The 19050-nt window shown below is 69.4% G+C and carries 16 protein-coding genes; 9 read left to right on the top strand and 7 right to left on the bottom strand.

Translation table 11 applies throughout. The features are described 5' to 3' along the window. Window positions 1-86: 86 nt before the first annotated feature. From H7F53_RS00775 to H7F53_RS00765, 3 genes are all read right to left on the bottom strand, one after another. The gene (locus H7F53_RS00775; RefSeq protein ID WP_221773501.1) at window positions 87-2627 is read right to left on the bottom strand and encodes a beta-glucosidase family protein; all 2541 of its coding nucleotides are present in this window, start codon (window positions 2625-2627) and stop codon (window positions 87-89) included. 89 nt (window positions 2628-2716) lie between these two features. After that, window positions 2717-3520 (bottom strand): SDR family NAD(P)-dependent oxidoreductase, encoded by an 804-nt coding sequence (locus tag H7F53_RS00770; RefSeq protein WP_185677555.1) that lies wholly within the window; start codon window positions 3518-3520, stop codon window positions 2717-2719. 1 nt (window position 3521) lies between these two features. Next, window positions 3522-4274, bottom strand: coding sequence for an SDR family NAD(P)-dependent oxidoreductase (locus H7F53_RS00765; protein WP_185677554.1), 753 nt, complete (start codon window positions 4272-4274; stop codon window positions 3522-3524). Between the two features lie 171 nt (window positions 4275-4445). On the opposite strand from H7F53_RS00765, the gene H7F53_RS00760 reads away from it, so the two are divergent. Further along, window positions 4446-6062 (top strand): AMP-binding protein, encoded by a 1617-nt coding sequence (locus H7F53_RS00760; protein ID WP_185677553.1) that lies wholly within the window; start codon window positions 4446-4448, stop codon window positions 6060-6062. Here the strand turns inward: H7F53_RS00760 and H7F53_RS00755 are convergent. The 4 genes from H7F53_RS00755 to H7F53_RS00740 are packed head-to-tail and all read right to left on the bottom strand — an operon-like array spanning window position 6034 to window position 8918. Beyond that, window positions 6034-6585 (bottom strand): nuclear transport factor 2 family protein, encoded by a 552-nt coding sequence (locus H7F53_RS00755; RefSeq protein ID WP_343061836.1) that lies wholly within the window; start codon window positions 6583-6585, stop codon window positions 6034-6036. The two genes, H7F53_RS00760 and H7F53_RS00755, sit on opposite strands and share 29 nt — an antisense overlap. Further along, window positions 6582-7124 (bottom strand): nuclear transport factor 2 family protein, encoded by a 543-nt coding sequence (locus tag H7F53_RS00750; protein ID WP_185677552.1) that lies wholly within the window; start codon window positions 7122-7124, stop codon window positions 6582-6584. Before H7F53_RS00750 ends, H7F53_RS00755 begins: the two co-directional genes overlap by 4 nt. A gap of 1 nt (window position 7125) precedes the next feature. Continuing rightward, window positions 7126-8049: an SDR family NAD(P)-dependent oxidoreductase gene (locus tag H7F53_RS00745; RefSeq protein WP_185677551.1), complete on the bottom strand. Its 924-nt coding sequence runs from the start codon at window positions 8047-8049 to the stop codon at window positions 7126-7128. Beyond that, entirely contained in the window at window positions 8046-8918 is an 873-nt protein-coding gene (locus H7F53_RS00740; RefSeq protein WP_185677550.1) for an SDR family NAD(P)-dependent oxidoreductase, read from the bottom strand. The genes H7F53_RS00745 and H7F53_RS00740 overlap by 4 nt, the downstream gene beginning before the upstream one ends. Before the next feature lie 119 nt (window positions 8919-9037). Here H7F53_RS00740 and H7F53_RS00735 point away from each other — a divergent pair, with 119 nt between their 5' ends. The 8 genes from H7F53_RS00735 (at window position 9038) to H7F53_RS00700 (ending at window position 19012) form a co-directional block, all read left to right on the top strand. Continuing rightward, window positions 9038-9820 (top strand): SDR family NAD(P)-dependent oxidoreductase, encoded by a 783-nt coding sequence (locus H7F53_RS00735; RefSeq protein ID WP_185677549.1) that lies wholly within the window; start codon window positions 9038-9040, stop codon window positions 9818-9820. Beyond that, the gene (locus H7F53_RS00730) at window positions 9817-10308 is read left to right on the top strand and encodes a nuclear transport factor 2 family protein (RefSeq protein WP_185677548.1); all 492 of its coding nucleotides are present in this window, start codon (window positions 9817-9819) and stop codon (window positions 10306-10308) included. Before H7F53_RS00735 ends, H7F53_RS00730 begins: the two co-directional genes overlap by 4 nt. A gap of 112 nt (window positions 10309-10420) precedes the next feature. Beyond that, window positions 10421-12247 (top strand): flavin-containing monooxygenase, encoded by a 1827-nt coding sequence (locus tag H7F53_RS00725; RefSeq protein WP_185677547.1) that lies wholly within the window; start codon window positions 10421-10423, stop codon window positions 12245-12247. Between the two features lie 31 nt (window positions 12248-12278). After that, on the top strand, window positions 12279-13685 hold the full coding sequence (locus H7F53_RS00720) for an aromatic ring-hydroxylating oxygenase subunit alpha (protein ID WP_185677546.1): 1407 nt from the start codon (window positions 12279-12281) through the stop codon (window positions 13683-13685). 153 nt (window positions 13686-13838) lie between these two features. Continuing rightward, window positions 13839-15626 (top strand): thiamine pyrophosphate-binding protein, encoded by a 1788-nt coding sequence (locus H7F53_RS00715; RefSeq protein ID WP_185677545.1) that lies wholly within the window; start codon window positions 13839-13841, stop codon window positions 15624-15626. Window positions 15627-15664: 38 nt separating this feature from the next. Beyond that, the gene (locus H7F53_RS00710) at window positions 15665-17074 is read left to right on the top strand and encodes an aldehyde dehydrogenase family protein (protein WP_185677544.1); all 1410 of its coding nucleotides are present in this window, start codon (window positions 15665-15667) and stop codon (window positions 17072-17074) included. Window positions 17075-17087: 13 nt separating this feature from the next. After that, window positions 17088-18698, top strand: coding sequence for an NHL repeat-containing protein (locus H7F53_RS00705; RefSeq protein WP_221773500.1), 1611 nt, complete (start codon window positions 17088-17090; stop codon window positions 18696-18698). Next, window positions 18695-19012, top strand: a complete 318-nt coding sequence (locus tag H7F53_RS00700) for a Rieske 2Fe-2S domain-containing protein (protein ID WP_185677543.1) — start codon at window positions 18695-18697, stop codon at window positions 19010-19012. The genes H7F53_RS00705 and H7F53_RS00700 overlap by 4 nt, the downstream gene beginning before the upstream one ends. The last annotated feature ends 38 nt before the right edge of the window (window positions 19013-19050 follow it).

Genomic DNA, 19050 nt, shown 5'->3' with positions numbered 1-19050 from the left:
ACAGGTCGGCACCGGGCGACCAAGCCGGGTCACCGGGTCGGACTTACCAATCGCCGGCGCGATAGGCCAGCCGAGCCATGCCCCGCTCAGCCGGCCGGGGTGATCGTTCCGGCCCGCAGCAGGTCGCGCGGGGCGGAGGAGCGGCCGATCCACAGGGTGAAGGCGCCCGGCGGCACGATCCAGGACTGGCGCTGCTCGTCCCACACCCCGAGCGGATGGTTGCTTGCAGCCGGGTCGAGGTCGATCGCCACCTCGCCCGCAGCTCCGGCGGCCAGAGCGAGCTTGGCGAAGCCGACCAGCCGGCGTGGCGGCTGCTTCGCGCCCAGGCGGTCGGCGCTGGCCGGCAGGGTGACATAGACCTGGGCGGTCTCGGTGCCCGGGCGCGGGCCGGTGTTGCGCAGGCGCGCCGAAACCCGCCACTTGCCCCCCGGCAGCGGAGTGACCCGCGGCGCGGACATGGCGAAGGAGGTGTAGGACAGGCCGTGGCCGAAGGGGAAGGCGACGCAGGGATTGCGCCCGGCGCGCTGCGGGCAGACCCCGTCAGGATCGAGATCGTACCAGCGGTACCCGATGGCGAGCCGTTCGGCATAGGTCACGGTCTGCTTGCCGCCCTCGCCGGGGGTGCCGGGATAGGCCGAGGGCGCGACGTAATCGAGGAAGCTCTTGCCGGCGATCGGCACGGTCACCGGCAGTCGCCCGGTGGGCTCGACCCGGCCGAACAGGACATCGGCCACGATGTTGCCGTCCTCCTGGCCGGGGAACCAGGCCTCGACAATGGCCGGGCCGGCCGGACCGACCAGGCTGGCCGGCAGGGCGGGGCCGGCATTGTCCTTGAGCACCAGCGCCGTCTTGCGCGCCATCGGCCGGCCATCGGCCGAACGGGCGGCGAGGACCTGCGCGATCAGGGCGGTCGTGCCGCTGTTGCGCGCGGCATTGTCCCCCGTCTCGGTGGCGATCAGGTTCGAGCGGTGGGCATACCAGTCGAGGCTCTGGCCCGCGGCGGCCGGAGCGGCGAGGGCAAGCCCCTTGGGATCCTGGAAGGTCGCGCGGTCGGCGCCCTCCTCGGCGATCGTGCCGGCCATGATCACCACGGCATCGGCGGCGGCGAGGGCGGCGAGGGCCTCGTTCATCCCGACCGCCCGGCCGTCGATCGTGGCCGCGGTGTTGGCGTCGTCAACCAGCACGAGCTGCACCGTGGCGGTGGGATTGCCCAGCTGGGCGAGCGCGCGGCGCAGACCCTCGGCCGGGCTCACCGTATAGGCCGGCACCACGTCGGAGCTACCGCCGCCCGCGCCCATCGGCTCGCCGGTCACCGCGCCGCCGGCCACCGCCTGCTGCGCATAGACCTGGCTCTGCTTGCCGATCAGGACCAGCGACTTCAGCGTGCTGCGCAGCGGCAGCGCGCCGTTGTTCTGGAGCAGCACGCTGGAGCGCGCGCCGATCTCGCGCGCCTTGCGGCCCCCGGCCGCGAAGTCGATCGGGGTCTGGGTCAGCTTGCGGTCGAAGATGCCGGCCTTGAACGCCTGCCGGTAGCGCCGCTCGAGCGCGCGGTCGATCAGGTCCACGGTGACCTCGCCCTTGTCGAGCGCCGCCTTGAGCTTGGCCGGCGCCCAGAACAGCGGCAAGGGCATCTCGTGGTCGAGCCCGTTCACCAGCGAGGCGGAGGTGCTCTTCTGCGCGAAGAAATCGGTCTGGACATAGCCGGTGAAGCCCCAGTCGGTGCGCAGGATATCGGTCAGCAGCTCCTTGCTCTCGCACGAGGGCTGACCATTGACATAGTTGTAGGCGCACATCACGGCGGCAGCCTTGCCGTCCTTTACCGCCATCTCGAAGGGCAGGAGATAGAGCTCGCGCAGGGTCTGGCGATCGACCGTGGTCTGGATCGTCATCCGGTTGGTTTCCTGCTCGTTGGCCAGGAAATGCTTGGGCATCGCGATCAGGCCGCGGGCCTGGATCGCGCGGGTCTCGGCCACGGCCATGGTCCCGCTGAGGAAGGGATCCTCGCCGAAGTACTCGAAGTTGCGGCCCAGGATCGGCAGCCGCGCGAGGTTCACGCCCGGCGCCTCGAACACATGCAGGCCGAGGTTGTGCATCTCGGTGGCGATGACCTCGCCATAGAGCCCCGCCACCGCCGGATCGAACGAGGCCGCCGCGGCCAGGGCCGAGGGCAGGGCGGTCGCCTTGGCCGAGCTGGGGTGGGTATAGGCCCGCGTGATCACGCCCATCGGCGAGCTGCTGCCCAGCGCCTGCGCCACCTCGACCGAGACGCAATCGTTCTGCCCCAGCCCGACCGGGCCGTTGGTGATGCGGAAGGTCGGGATCTGCAGCCGCGCGATTCCGCTGACGTGCCGCGCGCCATAGCACTGCGGCAGCTCGGGCAGGATCTCGGGCTTGGCGCCCGTCAGCTGCTGGAGCTTCTCGTCCAGCGTCATGGCCGCGACCAGCGCCTTGGCCCGCCGTCCGGCCACGGCCTCGCGCGCGGTATCGTCGGCGGCTTGCGCCTGCTCGGCCACGATCGCCGGGGCCATCCACGGATTGGCCGGCTCGTCCGCGCCCTGAGCAGCGCCCGGCAGCGCGGCCAGGACCAGCAGCGAGACCCCGATGAGCGACTTGCGGAAACAGGCCATGACTCTCTACCCCAAACCGTTATGGGGCGTTTGGTAAGTCATCTTCTGCTAAATGGCCCGTCCAATTTTACCGGGTCGGCAGCACGGGATCAGCTGCGGGCGAAATCCTGCACCCGGATCCCGCTCATCGCGGTCCACCCGGCATCGTTGATGAAATCGGCACCGGTCGCGAAGGAGCTGTCGTCGCTGGCGAGGAACAGCGCCATGCGGGCCATCTCCTCGGGCCGGGCCATCCGGCCCAGCACGCCCATCCGGTCGATGATCGCGTTCGAGGTGGGCAGCCCGGCCGCGGCCATCTCGGCGCGCTGGCGGGCGGCCAGGGGAGTCTCGGTGGCCCCGGGGCAAAGCGTATTGACGCGGATCCCGTGGCACCCCAGCTCGACCGCGGCGGCCCTGGTCAGCCCGACCACGGCGGCCTTGGAGGCGCAGTACCCGGCCGAGCTGGCGGCGATGAAGGCGGCGATCGAGGCGGTGTTGATGATCGAGCCGCCACCGCCGCGGATCATCAGCGGGGCAACGTGGCGGATCATCTGCCACACGCCCTTGACGTTGACCTCCATCACCTTGTCGAAGGCGGCCTCGTCGATGTCGAGGATCGAGCGCTTGCCCTCGGTATCGACCCCGGCATTGTTGAACAGGACCTGCGGCAGGCCCAGCGCGGCCTCGGTCCGCGCAGCGATCGCCGCCGCGTCGGCGGTCCGGGCGACATCGGCGCGGATCGCGATCGCCTGTCCGCCCGCGCTGGCAATCTCCCGGACCAGCGCGGCCAGCGCCGTCTCGTCGAGATCGACCGCAGCGACCGCGGCGCCCTCGGCCGCGAACAGCCGCGCCGCCGCTGCCCCCATCCCGCCGGCGGCGCCGGTGACGATCGCGACCTTGCCGGCCAGACGCAAATCAGTGCGAGCCCATGTAGCGGCCACCATTGGTCGAGATGACCTGGCCGGTGATGTAGCTGGCTTCCTCGGAGGCCAGATAGGCGGCCGCCGCGGCGATGTCCTCGGGCTGGCCGATCCGCTTCATCGGCAGCTGGGCGGCGAAGGCCTCGGCATCGATCGGCGCGGCGCGCAGCATCGGCGTGTCGATGAACCCCGGCGGGATCATGTTAAAGGTGACCCCGGTTGGGGCGAACTCCAGTGCCAGCGCCTTGGTCATCCCGACCAGCCCACCCTTGGACGAGACATAGTGGCCCTGCGCCGGGGAGCCGGTCTGGACCGAGGACGAGGTGATGTTGATCACCCGGCCCCAACCCGCTGCCAGCATGTCGGGCAGGCACTGCTTGGTCACCAGCCAGGGGCCACGCAGGTTGATCCGGATCACGCGGTCGAACAGGTCATCATCGGTGTCGAGGAACGGGGTGAAGGGCGCGATCCCGGCATTGTTTACCAGAATGGCGATCGGGCCGAGCTCGGCGCGGGTCCGGTCCGCCGCGGTCTGGATCACGGCCTTGTCCGAACAGTCGGCCTCGATCGCGATCGCCGTGCCGCCGGCTGCGCGGATCAGCGCAGCCGTTTCCTCGGCCCCGGCCAGGTTGACGTCCCAGATAGCGATCCGGGCCGTATCCTCGGCCAGGCGCAGCGCGATGGCGCGGCCGATGCCCGAGCCGCTGCCAGTGACGACCGCAACGCGGCCGTTGAGAGAGCGTGTCATCCGAAATTCCTTTCGCGCCGGAACAGGCCCAGCGCGCGCGCGGGTGTCAAGCAGACCCCCTGCGGCATCACCGGCGCGATGCCCGGCCGGCGTCGGCGCGGGTGCAATCGTGGCAGCGATGACTGGCACGGGCGGGGTGCCGCTGCGCGCCGCGATTTGCCAAGAGAGGCCATGCCCACGCCGCGCAAGATCACACCCGGAGGCTGGTCCATTCGCTGGGACGAGGCCCGCGCGGCCGAGGCCTATGCTGCGGGCTGGTGGTCGCGCGAGACGCTGGGCGAGGCGCTGCGCGACACGGCCCAGCGCGATCCGGGCAGGATCCTCCTGGTCGATGGCGACACGCGGCTGACCGCGGCCGGATGGCTCGACCAGGCCGAGCGGATCGGCCGCGGCCTCGCTGCGCAGATCCCGCCCGGCGGGGTGGTCAGCGTGATGCTGCCCAACTGGCACGAGGCCGCGGTGATCTACCTAGCGGCGACCTTCGCCGGGCTGGTGGTCAATCCGATCCTGCCCTCGCTGCGCGACCATGATCTGCACTTCATCCTGGCCGATGCGCGCACCCGCCTGATCGTCATCCCGCAGCGCTTCCGCGGTCACGACTATGCCGCGATGCTGGCCCGGGTCTGCGCCGGGCTGGAGACCCCGCCCGAGGTCGTGGTGGTGCGTGGCGATCCGGCCGCCGGGCAAACCGCCTGGGCCGAACTGCTGCACCGCGTCCCTGCGGCGACGCTGCCTCCGCCCGATCCCGATGCCGTGCGGATGGTCATGTACACCAGCGGCACGACGGGGCGGCCGAAAGGCGTGCTGCACACGCACAACTCGATCGGGGCGCTGATCCGGCAGATCGGCCGCGACTGGCTGGTCACCCCGGGCGACCGGTTCCTCGTCCCTTCGCCGGTCAGCCACATTGGCGGATCGATCTATGCCTTCGAGATGCCGGTCCTGCTGGGCACCACCGCCGTCCTGATGGACGCCTGGGACCCTGCCGTCGCCGTGGCCACCATGTTGCGCGAGCGGGTCACCCACATGGCCGGCGCCACGCCGTTCCTGCAGGGCCTGCTGGATGCGGCACGCACGGCCGGAACCCGGCTTGATCACCTCAAGGTGTTCATCTGCGGCGGCGCATCGGTGCCACCGCCGCTGATCCGCGAAGCGGCCGACTGGTTTGCCAGGGCCCGTGTCAGCCGGGTCTATGGCTCGACCGAGGTGCCCGTCACCACCGTGGGCGCGCTGGGCGCGGACGATCTCGCGGTGGCAGCGGACACCGATGGTCGGCCGGGCATCGCCGAGGTGGTGATCGCCGAGGCTGGCGAGATCCGCGCGCGCGGCCCGCAGATGCTGGTGGGCTATGCCCGTGCCGCGGACGAAGACGGTGCCTTCGACGACGCCGGGTTCTTCCGCACCGGCGACCAGGGCGAATGGCGCGCGGGCGGCGGGCTGGTCGTGACCGGCCGGATCAAGGACCTGATCATCCGCAACGGCGAGAACATCGCGCCGAAGGAGATCGAGGATCTGCTTGGCGACCATCCCGGGATCACCGAGGTGGCCGTGGTCGGCGTGCCCCACCCCCGCACCGGCGAGCGGGCCGTGGCAGTGATCGTGCCGCGCGGTCAGGCCCGGCCGGACGTGGCCAGCCTCGACGCCCATCTCGCCGCCCGCGGGGTCGCCCGCTTCAAGGTGCCCGAGGAGGTCGCGCTGTGGGACAGCCTGCCGCGCAACGATGCCGGCAAGGTGCTCAAGACCGTGATCCGCGACAGGCTCAGGGCGAACGCGGCGCCCGGCGGTTGAGCAGCGGCCGGGCATAGCTCGGATCGCTGCGGTCGCGCGCCGTCACGCCGTTATCGCCGATGTCCGGGACATCTCCGAAGGGCAGCGGCAGCGACGGCTGCAGACAGCTCCATTCGATCAGGTTGGTGCGCAGCGCGATCCGCCACGCCCCGTCGCGCCGTTCGAGCCGGTCGATATAGCGCCCTCCGGCCAACATCACCGTCTCCTCGCCGTCCGGCGCGAAGGGATGGTTGCGCGCGGCGAACTGGTAGTAGGTCTCGGCATGGGCGGTGTCGCCCGCGATGTCGGCGCTGTGGTTGAGCAGCAGGTGGTGCGTCAGCACCTGGCCGGCGCGGTGCATCGGCACGGCCCAGTCCCAGCAGCCCGCGGCGCTGCCGACGAAGGGACCGGCCGCGATCTCGGCATCGGGATGGAAGGCCGAAAGGAACAGGTCGCGGTCAAAGCGGTCCATGCCGCGGCAGAACCGCGTCAGGCAGTCGAGGATCTCCTGCCGGTCGCTCAGCCGCTGCAGCGCCTCGCTCACGCCTCGCCGCCGAAGAAGCGCTCGCTCCAGTCGCCGGTGGCCCGGCCGGCGAAATGCGGCGCACGGAAGGCCATGCCCATCAGCCCCTGGCTCCAGTCTGCTGCCGCGCCCCAGTCCTGCGACCAGTCGTAGAGCATGGTCCGCGCGGCGAGGCGCCAGTCCCCCTCGCGGCGTTCGAAGTGGTCGAGGTAGCGCCCGCCGATGCAGGTGTCATGCTCATCGCCACCGCCGTAATCGATCCGGTGATAGGAGATCACCTGGGTCTCGACCCGGGCGGTCTCGCCCGCCAGCTCGATGTGGCTCTGCCCCAGCACGTGCTGGGTGTTGGTGATCGCCGGCGAGCCGGGGACGACCCAGGCGAGGTAGGCCGCGAAATCGCCGCGGAACACGCCGTAGTCGGTCACCGAGTCGGGCCAGCAGGCGGACCGGATCAACGCCGCGTCGCGCCGATCCTCGCCGCGGGCGAGGCGCACCAGCGCGGCGCGGATCGCGTCGCGGTCGAGCAGGGCCTCGAACTGCGCTTGCCGATCGTTCGTCATCTCACTTGGCCCTTTCACGATGCGCCCATTCGAAGCTGCGGCCAAGGTGGTCGGCCATGCCCGAAGGATAGGGCGGGAAGGTCCAGCGCTCACCCGCCGGATCGCGGATCGCCGCGATCTCGTCCGCGACCTGCTCGATCGTCCAGTCGGGCCGGAACACGCCCTTGCTCTCGGTGGTGAAGGCCCGCGCCATGCGCCCCGCCGCGGCGATGTAATGCTCGCCCGAGACCTCGCAGCTCTCATGCGCGAGCCAGGCGACCATCGGCGCGACCAGTTCGGGGTCCATCGGCGGATAGGCGCTGGTGTCGAGCCCGTCGGCCATGCGGGTGACGGCTGCCGGGATGATCGTGTTCGACCGGATGCCGTGCGGCCCGCCCTCGAGCGCGGTGACGTTGTTGAGCCCCATCAGTCCGGCCTTGGCCATGCCGTAGTTGACCGTGGTCTGGCTGCCGTAGAGCCCGCTGCACGAGCCGGTCAGCACGACCCGGCCATAGCCGGCCGCCGCCATCGCGGGGAAGGCGGCGCGGACGAGGTAGAACCCGCCCTTGAGATGGACGTCGAGTACTGCGTCGAGATCGGCGTCAGACAACTCGGCGATCGGGCCGTAGCGCACGTTGCCGGCGTTGTGGATCAGCACGTCGATCCGGCCCCAGGTGTCCGTGGCGGCGCGGATGATCTCGGCCGCGCCCTGCGGCGTGGCGACGCTGGCGGTGCAGGCCACCGCCTCGCCGCCGGCGGCGCGGATCTCGTCGACCACGTCCTGGGCTGGATTGGCCTCGATCGTGTCGCCGGCCTTGGCGCTGCCGTTGTCGTTGACCACGACCTTGCAGCCCCGGCTGGCGAGGAGCAGGGCATAGGCCCGGCCAAGGCCCCGGCCGGCGCCGGTGATCACCGCCACGCGGTCGTCGAATCGCAAGCTGGTCATGTGTTGTCTCCCGCAATCGGCGCCCAGAGCGGCGCGCCACGCTGGGCGCGCATCGATTCGACCCAGGTTCCGTCGTCATCGGTCACGCCGTAGTCGCGCGCGATCTCCGCCGTGATGAATTCGCCGCCGCTGCGCCGCATAATCTGCGGATCGCAGGCGAGGGCCGCGATCACGCGGCCCGGATGCTCGACTGAGCTGCCCTTCTGCCCGGTGATCGAGCGGGTCATCTTGTCGGCCACGCGGGCCAGGTTGTCGCGCGCGCGCTCGGTCAGGGTCAGGCCCTGCCACAAGGTGACCGCGGCCACCCCGTGGGGTTCCAGCTCGATCGCCATGTCGCGGGTCATCCGCCCGACTGCGGTCTTGGACGTGCCGAACAGCACGCCGTAGGTATAGGTGACCGCCGCATAGCCCGAGATCGCCACGATCAGTCCGCTGCCCTGCGGCACCATGAGCCGCGCCGCATGCCAGGCGGCGACGAAGTTGGACGTCACTCCGACGTCGATCATCTCGAGGTTGGACAGGGGCTTGTCCCAGAAGCCGCGCGGCTCGAGCAGATCGTCCGGGATGACGAAGGCGTTGTTGACGAGAATGTCGAGCCGCCCCTGCTCGGCGCGCACCTGGTCGAACAGGCGGGCGACCTGGGCGTGGTCGGCATGGTCGCACTGCACCGCGATGCCCTGGCCGCCGCGCTGGGTGCATTGCGCAGCGGTTTCGCCCACGGTGCCCGGCAGAGGGTGGGACCCCGGGCTGGCAGTGCGTCCCGTCACGTAGACCGTGGCACCATCGGCCGCGAGCGCCAGGGCGATGCCCTTGCCGATCCCGCGGCTGGCCCCGGTAACCACCGCGACCTTTCCATCCAGCCTGCCCATGGTCTCTCCTCTACCGCTGGCTTGGCTATCCCCCCGGCCCGGGGCCGGTCAAACCGCTCGGGCGATGAGTCCCGGGGGCTTGCTTGACATGCCCCGGCCAAAACGGTCGCATGGCCGCCATGAAAACAGCGATCATCACGGGAGCGGGCAGCGGCATCGGACTCGGGACCGCGCTGATGTTGCGCGATCAGGGCATGGCAGTGGTCGGCGTCGGCCGGGATCCGGACAAGCTGGCGGCGCTCGAGGCGGCGATCGGTGATCCGGCGCGGGTGGCCACGCTGGCGCTCGACGTCACCGCACGGGACGCCCCGCTGCAGATCGTCGCGCTGGCGCTGGCCCGCTTTGGCCGGATCGACTTCCTCATCAACAATGCCGGAGCCGGGAGCCCCAAGCCGCTCGACGAGACCGACGACGACATGCTCGACGGGTTTCTCGACCTGATGCTCAAGGCGCCGTTCCGTCTGGCGCGCGAGGTGATCCCGCACCTTGCCCCCGGGTCGGGGATCGTCAACGTCACCTCGACCTTCGCGATGATCGGCGGCCGCCGCGGCGGCGCCTATTCGGCGGCCAAAGGCGGGCTCAAATCGCTGACCGAGCACATGGCCTGCGAATATGGCCCGCGCGGCATCCGCTCGAACTGCGTTGCCCCCGGCGTGACCATGACCGACATGGTCCGCCACCGCTTCAGCGATGAGACCTTCAGGCGCAACAACGTCGAGACCACGCCCTATCCCCGTCTGGCCGAAATCGAGGACGTGGCCAGCACGATCGCGTTCCTGTGCACGCCCGGCGCCGAGATGATCAACGGCCAGTCGATCGTCGTCGACGGCGGCTGGACCAAGACCAAGTACCTGAGCCCACGCGCGCTGACCTCGCGCTGGATCGAGGAGGGGGGGGAATGACCGACCTGATGGCCGCCGATTTCGGCATCCGCCAGCTGCAGGCGCGCTTCATCGACGCGGTGTGGCGGCAGGACGCCGAGGCCTTCGCCAACTGCTGGACGCGCGAGGGGCTGTGGAAGATCGCCGGGATGGAGGTGCGCGGCCGTGCCGCCCTGACCGAGGCCTGCCAGAGGCTGCTCGGCCGGTGTCGCCGGATCCACCTGCTGATCGGTCCCGCGATCCTGCAGGCCGAGGGCGAGGCGGTGCTCGGCCGCCACAACGTGACCGAATTCGCGACGATGCACGATGGCTCCACCGCCATGACCTTCGGCTGGTATCACGACCGCTATGCCGAGGAAGACGGGCTGTGGCGGTTCGCCTCGCGGCACTGGAGCTTCAAGTACCGGGGCCCGCCGGACCTGACCGGCGGTTGGGTCGACACGCCCGACTATGGCGCCTTCCCGGGCTTCCCCGAGGCCGACGAGCCGACCTACGTGCGCCCGTCCTGATATCGCCGGAGCGTTAAGCGCGGCGCGGCGGGCCACGCCCAATTGACCATAATGAACAGTACTGTTGATAACGGCCCGGACACAAGAACCGCATGCCGAGAGGGGACCTGCCATGACCTGCCAGCCGACGACAGTGCCGTCGCCAGAGACCCTGGACATTCCCGCAATCCGTGAACGCTACCGGATCGAGAAGGAACGCCGGCTGCGCAAGGAGGGGCAGGGCCAGTACGTCAGGCTCGGTGATGGCGGCACCGGCGACTACGCGGTCGATCCCTATACGCCGGTCGCGCCCCGCGCGGCGCTGGACGAGGAGCTCGACGTGCTGGTGCTGGGTGCCGGCTGGGGCGGGATCAAGGCCGCCTACTACCTGACCAAGGAAGGGGTCACCAACTTCCGCAACGTCGACAGCGCGGGCGACTTCGGCGGAGTCTGGTACTGGAACAAGTACCCCGGCGTGCAGTGTGACAACGACGCCTACTGCTATCTGCCGCTGCTCGAAGAGATGGGCTTCCTCCCCTCGAAGAAGTTCGCCGACGGCGACGAGATCCAGGCCTATGCGCGCTCGATCGCCGAGCGCTTCGGCTTCGCCGACCGCGCGCTGCTGCACACCCAGGCCACAAGCTTCCGCTGGGACGAGGGCCTGCGCCGCTGGATCGTCACCACCAACCGCGGCGACACGCTGCGGCCGCGCTTCGTGATCGTCGCGCCGGGCGTGCTCAACATGCCCAAGCTGCCGGCGATCAAGGGCATCGACAGCTTCAAGGGCAAGCTGTTCCACACCTCGCGCTGGGACTACGGCTACACCGGCGGGGCCCCGGGCGATCCGACGCTCGACAAGCTTGCCGACAAGCGCGTGGCGATCGTCGGCACCGGCGCCACCGCGATCCAGGCTGTGCCGCATCTGGCGCGCCACGCCGGGCACCTCTACGTCATCCAGCGCACCCCCTCGACCGTCGATGAGCGGCCCAACCCGCCCACTGATCCGGACTGGGCCGCCAAGCTCGAGCCGGGCTGGCAGGCCAAGCGGATCGCCAACTTCCACCGCGGCGCCCAGGAGGTCTTCCAGTTCGGCGAGGAGGACCTGATCTGCGACATCTGGACCGAGGTGAACCGCAACCTCGCGGCACAGATCGCCGCCGAAGGACGCGAGATCTCGCTCGAGGAGTACATGGCCCGGCGCGAGATCATGGACTTCCAGGTGATGGAGCGGCTGCGCGCACGCTGCGAGGAGCTGATCGACGACCCGCGCACCGCCGAGGCGCTCAAGCCGTGGTATCACCACATGTGCAAGCGGCCCCTGTCGAGCAACGACTATTACCCCGCGTTCAATCGCCCGAACGTGACCCTGATCGACGTCTCGGACACCCAGGGCATCCAGGAGCTGACCGAGCGCGGGTTCATCGCCAATGGCGAAGAGCATCCGGTCGACTGCGTGATCTTCGCCAGCGGCTTCGAGGTCACTTCCGATCTCGACCGGCGCTGGGGCATCGCCCAGTTCGAGGGCGCCGAAGGGCTGTCGATCTACGACCACTGGCGCGATGGCCCACTGACCTTCCACGGGATCACCACCCACGGTTTCCCGAACATGGCCTTCATCGGCTATATCCAGGGGGGCATCAACTCGTCGGTCACCGAGCATTTCGGCCGCCAGGGCGCCCATGCCGCATGGATCTTCGCGCAGTGCCTGCAGCGCGGGGTGACGAGGGTGGAGCCGACGCGCGAGGCGATGGACGGCTATGTCGCGACCTACACCGCGATTAAGCCGGACGTCTCGGCGCTGCAGCAGCGCTGCCCGCCGGGCTACTTCAACAACGAGGGCGAGGCCAATCCCAAGTGGGCGCTGTTCCCCGGCTGGGGCTACGGCTGGGACAACTTCGAGGCGATGCTCGCCGAATGGCGGGCCAAGGGTGACATGGCGGGAATGGACCTGGAGTCCTGACCGGCGCCGAGCCACGCGAGGAGGGAAGACGATGGGCGACAATCACGACAGCCCCCTGACGGCGGCCGATCTCGCCGCCGAGGTCGCGGCGACCTATGGTACCGAGGCCTTCCTCTCGGCGGACTATGCCGCGGCCGAGAAGGAGCGCCTGTGGCCGCGGGTGTGGCAGATGGCGGGACGGCTCGAGGACATCCCCGAGGTAGGTGACTTCCTGACTTACGACATCTGCGACGATTCGATCATCATCGTGCGAACGGGTCCCGAGACGATCAAGGCGTTCCACAACGTCTGCTCGCACCGTGGTCGCCAGCTGGTCGACACGCCCGCGACCAGCAACGGGGTGCGCGGCAAGGCGCGCAACTTCATCTGCGCCTTCCATGGTTGGACATACAATCTGGACGGGCAGTGCACCTATATCCTTGACCAGGACGACTGGCACGGGGCGCTTGACCCCAGCTGCACCGCGCTGAGCCCGGTGCGGGTCGATACCTGGGGCGGCTTCATCTATGTCGACATGCGTCCCGAGGGAGAAAGCCTGGAGGAGTTCCTCGGCGATGCCGGACGCATCCTCAAGCACTTCGAACTCGACAAGATGCGCTACAAGTGGCGCCAATGGGTGATCTATCCGGCCAACTGGAAGACCTCGCTCGAGGCCTTCATGGAGCCCTATCACACCACCACGACCCACAACCAGCTGACTGCCTACGCCGAATTCTATGCCTATTCGAAGGCCTACGGGCTCCATTCGGTCTCGGGCTTCGATCAGCGCAAGCAGGCCGAGAACACCGCGCAGGGCGGCTCGGTCAGCCGCGCCGGGAAGGGCGATGACCCGCGGGTCTCGACTTACGAACTGGCCCGCGAGAACTACACCACGATCAACTACTCGGCCTCGACCGACACGCTGATCGCGGCGGCCGCCCGGCTCAAGGACGAGCTGCCCGAAACCGCCACCGTGGGCGAGGTGATGGCGCACTGGATGAAGAGTGCCAAGGCCGACGACGCGGCGCGCGGAGTGGTCTGGCCCGAGATCCCGCCCGCGGTGATGGCCGAGGCCGGGCTCGCCTGGAGCCTGTTCCCCAACCAGAACATCCTTCAGGGGGTGACCTTCGCGCTGTGCTACCGCGCCCGGCCCTATGGCAACGATCCGGACACTTGCATCTTCGAGGCCTATGCGCTCGAGCGCTATCCCGAGGGCGAGGAGCCGCAGACCGAATGGGTCTATGCCGAACCCACGCAGGAGAACTGGGGGCTGGTCCTCGCGCAGGACTTCGCCAACATGCGGTGGGTTCACAAGGGCATGAAATCCCGTGGTTTCCGGGGTGCATTACCCAATCCGCACCAGGAACAGAAGATCATCAACATGCACCGCAACCTGGCCGAATTCATGGGCCGCGGCGCGCCGGTGGTGCTGCGCGGAACGGACGAACCGACCGGCTGAACCGGCCCCGGGCATCCCTCCGGCGATGATGTCGGGCAGGCTCGCGATATCCGTTGCCGGTCCTCATGAACGACGGCAATCGACCTACCAAACTCCGTTCCAGAGATCCCGGCAGGGATCCATCAGCGACACCATCAGCGACAGGGCACCCCGATGAGCTACGACGATCCCAAGCCGGTCACCGCCACCAGCGAACTCAAGGTCAAGGCCGGCGGTGTGCCTGTCTACAAGCGGATCCTCGACCTGTTCGAGGCCGAGGGCATCCGCACCCTGTTCGGCATCCCCGATCCCAACTTCGTCCACCTCTGCCTCGAGGCCGAACGGCGCGGCTGGACGGTCGTGTCGCCGCACCACGAGGCCGCGGCCGGGTTCATGGCAGAGGCGGCCAGCCGCATCACCGGCAAGCCGGCGCTGTGCTTCGGCACGCTCGGCCCGGGGCTGGCGAACATGATGCCGGCAATCCAGTGCTGCAAGGTCGAGAACTCGCCGGTGATCTTCCTCGGCGGCCAGCGCGCCCGCGTGACCGAGCGCCGCGTGCGTCGCGGCCGCATCCAGTTCGTCCGGCAGGAGCCGATGATCGAGGATTCGGTCAAGTATTCGGGCGCGATCGAATATGCCGACCAGACTGACGAGGTGATCCGCGAGGCGATCCGTATCGCCATGTCGGGCACGCCGGGGCCGACCTATGTCGAATATCCCAGCAACGTCATCCTCGAGGAGCTGGATGCGCCCGAGATCCTGCCGCCGCACCGCTACCGCCTGGTCAACCAGGGGGCCGACGGCGATCGCATCGCCGAGGCGGCGGAGCTGATCCTCAAGGCCAAGAACCCGATCTTGCTGGTGGGCCATGCGGTCCACACCACCAAGTCGGGTGATGCCGTGCGCGAGCTGGCGCTCAAGATGAACTGCCCGGTGATCCAGACCTCGGGCGGGACCAGCTACATCAAGGGCATCGAGGACCGCACCTTCCAGTACGTGTTCTCCGATGCCTCGATCGAAGCGGTCGAGGCCTCCGACTGCGTGGTCGCCCTGGCGACCGAACTGGGCGAACCGGTGCACTTCGGCCGCTGGCGCCACTGGTATGCCGGTGAGGCCAATCGCAAGTGGATCTACGTTCAGCAGGATCCGACCGCGATCGGCGTCAACCGCCCGATCGACGTGCCGCTGGTGGGCGACGTGCGGGCCGTCGTGCCGCAGCTGACCCGGGCGCTGGGCGCGGGCCGTCCGGCGGGCGAGGACCTGGCCAAGTTCATGCGCGACGGCCAGGCCGAGCTCGATGCCCTCGCAGTCGAATCGCTGAGCAAGAGCGACGGACGCGGCAACCTGCCGATCCACACCTCGCGCTTCATCGTCGAGGCGACCAAGGCCTTCCCCCAGGACGGCATCATGATCCGCGACGGCGGCGCCTCGGTCGTGTTCGGCTGGACCTACAACCAGTGCAAGCCGAACGACGTGATCTGGAACCAGAACTACGGCCACATCGGCACCGGGCTGCCCTATGCCACCGGCGCCATGCTGGCCGACCAGGCCGAGACCGGCAAGGTCCGCCCGGGCATGCTGGTCACCTCGGACAGCTCGTTCCTGTTCCACATCGCCGAGCTCGAGGTGGCGGTGCGCCGCAACCTGCCGCTGGTCTGCGTGGTCGCGGTTGACTTCCAGTGGGGTCTCGAGGTGGGCGTCTACAAGCGCACCTTCGGCCAGGGCACCGCGGAAACCGGCACGCACTGGAGCGACAAGGTGCGCTTCGACAAGATCGCCGAGGGCCTCGGCGCCTATGGGGAATATGTCACCACGGCCGACGAGATCGGCCCGGCCATTGCCCGCGCCTATGCCAACGGCGGGCCGGCGGTCATCCACGTCGCGATCGATCCGAAGGCGAACTCGGAAGAGATGCCGAAGTACGATCGCTTCCGCACCTGGTATGCCGAGGGCACCCAGTAAGCGGACCAGGCGCCAATAAGACCATACGGGAGAGCACCATGCGCAACTACACCCAGTTCTACATCGATGGGGCATGGGTCGATCCGGTCGCGCCGCAGACCGCCGAGGTGATCAACCCGGCGACCGAAGCGGTGTCGGGCACAATCGCGCTGGGCTCTCCCGCCGATGTTGACCGCGCGGTGGCCGCGGCGCGCCGGGCCTTCGCCAGCTGGTCGGTCTCGACCGTGGCCGAACGGCTCGACCTGCTGCGCTCGATCCAGGCGGTCTACACCCGGCGCATGGCCGAGTTGGGCACGGCCGTGACCGAGGAAATGGGCGCCCCGATCGCGCTGGGTCAGGGCTTCCATGTCGGGCTTGGGGCCGGACACCTGCAGACCGCGATCGAGGTGCTCGAAAGCTTCAGGTTCGAGGAGCGGAAGGGCCCCACGCTGGTGCTGCGCGAGCCGATCGGCGTCTGCGGCCTGATCACGCCGTGGAACTGGCCACTCAACCAGGTGACGGTCAAGGTCTTCCCGGCGCTGGCGACCGGCTGCACCGCGGTGCTCAAGCCGCCCCAGCTGGCGCCCTATTCCGCGCAGATCCTCGCCGAGATCCTGCACGAGGCCGGGGTGCCCGCCGGCGTGTTCAACATGATCCAGGGCCAGGGCAGCGTGATCGGCGCGGCCCTGTCGCGCCATCCCGACGTGGACATGATCAGCTTCACCGGCTCCGAGCCGGTCGGCATCCAGATCAGCAAGGACGCGGCGGACACGGTCAAGCGCGTCGGCCTCGAACTGGGCGGCAAGAGCGCCTGGATCGTGCTCGACGATGCCGACCTGGCGGCGAATGTCGCGGCCGCGACCGGCGGGATGATGGTCAATGCCGGCCAGACCTGCTCGGCCGGTTCGCGTCTGCTGGTGCCCAATGCGCGCTTGGCCGAGGCGTTAGAGGCCGCACGGGCAGCGGCCGAGGCCGTCGCCGTGGGTGACCCGCAGGGTGATGTCGGGATGGGGCCGGTGGTCTCCAAGGGCCAGTGGAACGTGGTGCAGGACTATATCCGCAAGGGGATCGCGGAAGGCGCCGAACTGGTCGCCGGCGGCCCCGGGCGGCCCGAGGGGCTGGAGAAGGGCTTCTATTGCAAGCCGACCGTGTTCAAGGCCACCAACGCCATGACCATCGCGCGCGAGGAGATCTTCGGCCCGGTGCTGGTGATCATCGGCTACGATGATCTCGACCATGCCATCGCCATCGCCAACGACAGCCCGTTCGGGCTTGGCGGCTATGTCAGCGGGCAGGACCGCGACCTTGCCATCGGCCTCGCCCGACGCCTGCGCACTGGTGCGATCTGGGTCAACGGCGGGTTCGACTTCCACGCCCCGTTCGGTGGCTACAAGCGCTCAGGCAATGGGCGCGAGTGGGGCGAGCATGGCTTCCACGAATATCTCGAGGTCAAGTCGATCATCGGTTGAGGATCCCCCCGTCATGATGCCGAGCCGCTACACCGCCCCCACTGCCATGGCCGTGGCCGATGGCTGGACCCTGGCCCGGCTGACCCCGCCGAGTCGCCTGCATGGTGCCAATGGCATCACCACCGGGGCCGATGGCCGCATCTGGGTGGCCCAGGTGCCCGCCAGCCAGGTCAGCGCGATCAATCCGGATACCGGCGCGGTCGAGGTGATCAGCCCGATGGGCGGCGACATCGTCGCGCCCGATGATCTCGCGTTCGACGACCACGGCAACCTCTACCTCACCGAAATCACGCTCGGCCGCGTCGCGGTGCGGTCCCCCGATGGGCGCACCCGGGTGCTGCGCGGCGACATCCCCGTGGCCAATCCGATCACCTGGCACGAGGGTCGCCTGTTCGCGGGGGAGTGCCGGATCGGTGCACGGCTGCTCGAGCTGGACCTTGCCGGCGGCGCGCCGCGGGTGATCCTCGAAGGGGTGCCGATGGCCAACGCCTTCCAGGTCGGCCCCGACGGCAAGCTCTATGTCCCGGTGATGGGCGCGAACGCCATCTGGCGGGTCGATCTGGCCACCGGGGCGCACGAGGTGGTCGCCGGAGACCTCGGCGTGCCGGACAGCGTGAAGTTTGATGCGAAGGGCCGCATCGTCTCGACCCAGGTCGCCAGCGGCGAAGTCCTGCGGATCGATCCGCAGACCGGCCAGCGCGAGGTCCTCGCCAATCTCGGGCCCGGGCTCGACAATGTCACCTTTGTCGGCGAGCGGCTGTTCGTCTCGAGCATCAACGGATCGATCACCGAGATCCTCGCGCCGGGTTCGGTCCGGCCGTTGATCGAGCGCGGGCTGCAATGGCCGCTCGGCATCGCCGCGGCGGGGGATGGCAGCGTGTTCGTCTGCGACGGCGTGTTCGGCTACCAGGTTGATCGCACCGCGGCCGGCCCCGAGGCGCTGCGGCTGGCCGCGATGGTGTTCTGGCCCGGCTGCCCCGGCTATCTGCGCGGTGTGGCGGCGGGCGCTGCCACCGGCGAATGGGTGATCACCACCGGGCTTGGCGCGGTGGCGCTCTATCGCCCGGCCGAGGGCGCCAGCGACATCCTTGCCAGCGGCTTCGATCAGCTGATGGGCGTCGACCGGGCCGCCTCGGGGCTCGTCGCTTTTGCCGAATATGGCGCAGGCTGCGTCCACCTTTTTGAAGGCAGCGAAGTGCGCCGGCTGGCGGCCGGGCTCGATGGCCCGATGGGTCTAGCCCTGCTCGGCGACGAAGTGATCGTGGCCGAGGCCGGGGCCGGGCGCGTTACCCGCATTACCGCCTCGGGCGCGACCGAGACCCTCGCCGAAGGGCTGGGGCGCCCCGAGGGCCTGTGTCTGCGCGACGGCCAGGTTTGTGTGGTCGATACCGCCGGCAAGCGGGTGCTTGCGATCGACCCGGCGTCCGGCTGCGTCACCGCCCTGGCCAGCGGCCTGCCGGTCGGCACCCCGCCCGGCGTGGTCCCGCATTTCCTTGGCCCGATCGGCGACATGTCCGGCCCGATGATCAACTTCGCCGGGATCGCCTGCGACCCGGAGGGGACCCTGCTGATCGCCGGTGACGCCGAAGGCAGCGTGCTGGCGTTGGCGGCAGACCCGGCGTGAGCCGCTTTGTCCCTGTCCCCGGCGCCGCGACGCTGGCAGATAATGCCGCGCTCGCGGTCGAGATCGACGGCACGGCCGTGCTGGTCTGCCGCAGCGGCGACAGCTTCCATGCCATCGCCAACCAGTGCACCCATGCCGACGAGCCGTTGACCTGCGGGCGCATCCGCAACGGCTGGATCGCCTGCCCGGCCCACGGCGCGCGCTTCGATCTGGCCAGCGGCGAGGTCTATGGCCCGCCCGCGACCGAGGCGCTGCGGACGTTCCCGGTGCGGGTCACGGAGGGTGTGGTCGAGGTGGCGGTATCCGTGGCATAGCCGCGCAGGCCCGTCTCTCCCGCCGCAAGGTCCCCGTA

It is taken from the genome of Novosphingobium piscinae, assembly GCF_014230355.1.
In the GTDB taxonomy this organism is placed as follows: domain Bacteria; phylum Pseudomonadota; class Alphaproteobacteria; order Sphingomonadales; family Sphingomonadaceae; genus Novosphingobium; species Novosphingobium piscinae.
This window is presented reverse-complemented; position numbering and strand designations above follow the sequence as displayed.

Excerpts from the sequence above, each read along its gene's own strand:
- H7F53_RS00715 (WP_185677545.1), top strand. The coding sequence starts at position 13,839 with ATGAGCTACGACGATCCCAAGCCGGTCACCGCCACCAGCGAACTCAAG.
- H7F53_RS00765 (WP_185677554.1), bottom strand. The coding sequence starts at position 4,274 with ATGACACGCTCTCTCAACGGCCGCGTTGCGGTCGTCACTGGCAGCGGC.
- H7F53_RS00740 (WP_185677550.1), bottom strand. The coding sequence starts at position 8,918 with ATGGGCAGGCTGGATGGAAAGGTCGCGGTGGTTACCGGGGCCAGCCGC.
- H7F53_RS00745 (WP_185677551.1), bottom strand. The coding sequence starts at position 8,049 with ATGACCAGCTTGCGATTCGACGACCGCGTGGCGGTGATCACCGGCGCC.
- H7F53_RS00720 (WP_185677546.1), top strand. The coding sequence starts at position 12,279 with ATGGGCGACAATCACGACAGCCCCCTGACGGCGGCCGATCTCGCCGCC.
- H7F53_RS00730 (WP_185677548.1), top strand. The coding sequence starts at position 9,817 with ATGACCGACCTGATGGCCGCCGATTTCGGCATCCGCCAGCTGCAGGCG.
- H7F53_RS00760 (WP_185677553.1), top strand. The coding sequence starts at position 4,446 with ATGCCCACGCCGCGCAAGATCACACCCGGAGGCTGGTCCATTCGCTGG.
- H7F53_RS00725 (WP_185677547.1), top strand. The coding sequence starts at position 10,421 with ATGACCTGCCAGCCGACGACAGTGCCGTCGCCAGAGACCCTGGACATT.
- H7F53_RS00735 (WP_185677549.1), top strand. The coding sequence starts at position 9,038 with ATGAAAACAGCGATCATCACGGGAGCGGGCAGCGGCATCGGACTCGGG.
- H7F53_RS00750 (WP_185677552.1), bottom strand. The coding sequence starts at position 7,124 with ATGACGAACGATCGGCAAGCGCAGTTCGAGGCCCTGCTCGACCGCGAC.
- H7F53_RS00710 (WP_185677544.1), top strand. The coding sequence starts at position 15,665 with ATGCGCAACTACACCCAGTTCTACATCGATGGGGCATGGGTCGATCCG.
- H7F53_RS00705 (WP_221773500.1), top strand. The coding sequence starts at position 17,088 with ATGATGCCGAGCCGCTACACCGCCCCCACTGCCATGGCCGTGGCCGAT.
- H7F53_RS00775 (WP_221773501.1), bottom strand. The coding sequence starts at position 2,627 with ATGGCCTGTTTCCGCAAGTCGCTCATCGGGGTCTCGCTGCTGGTCCTG.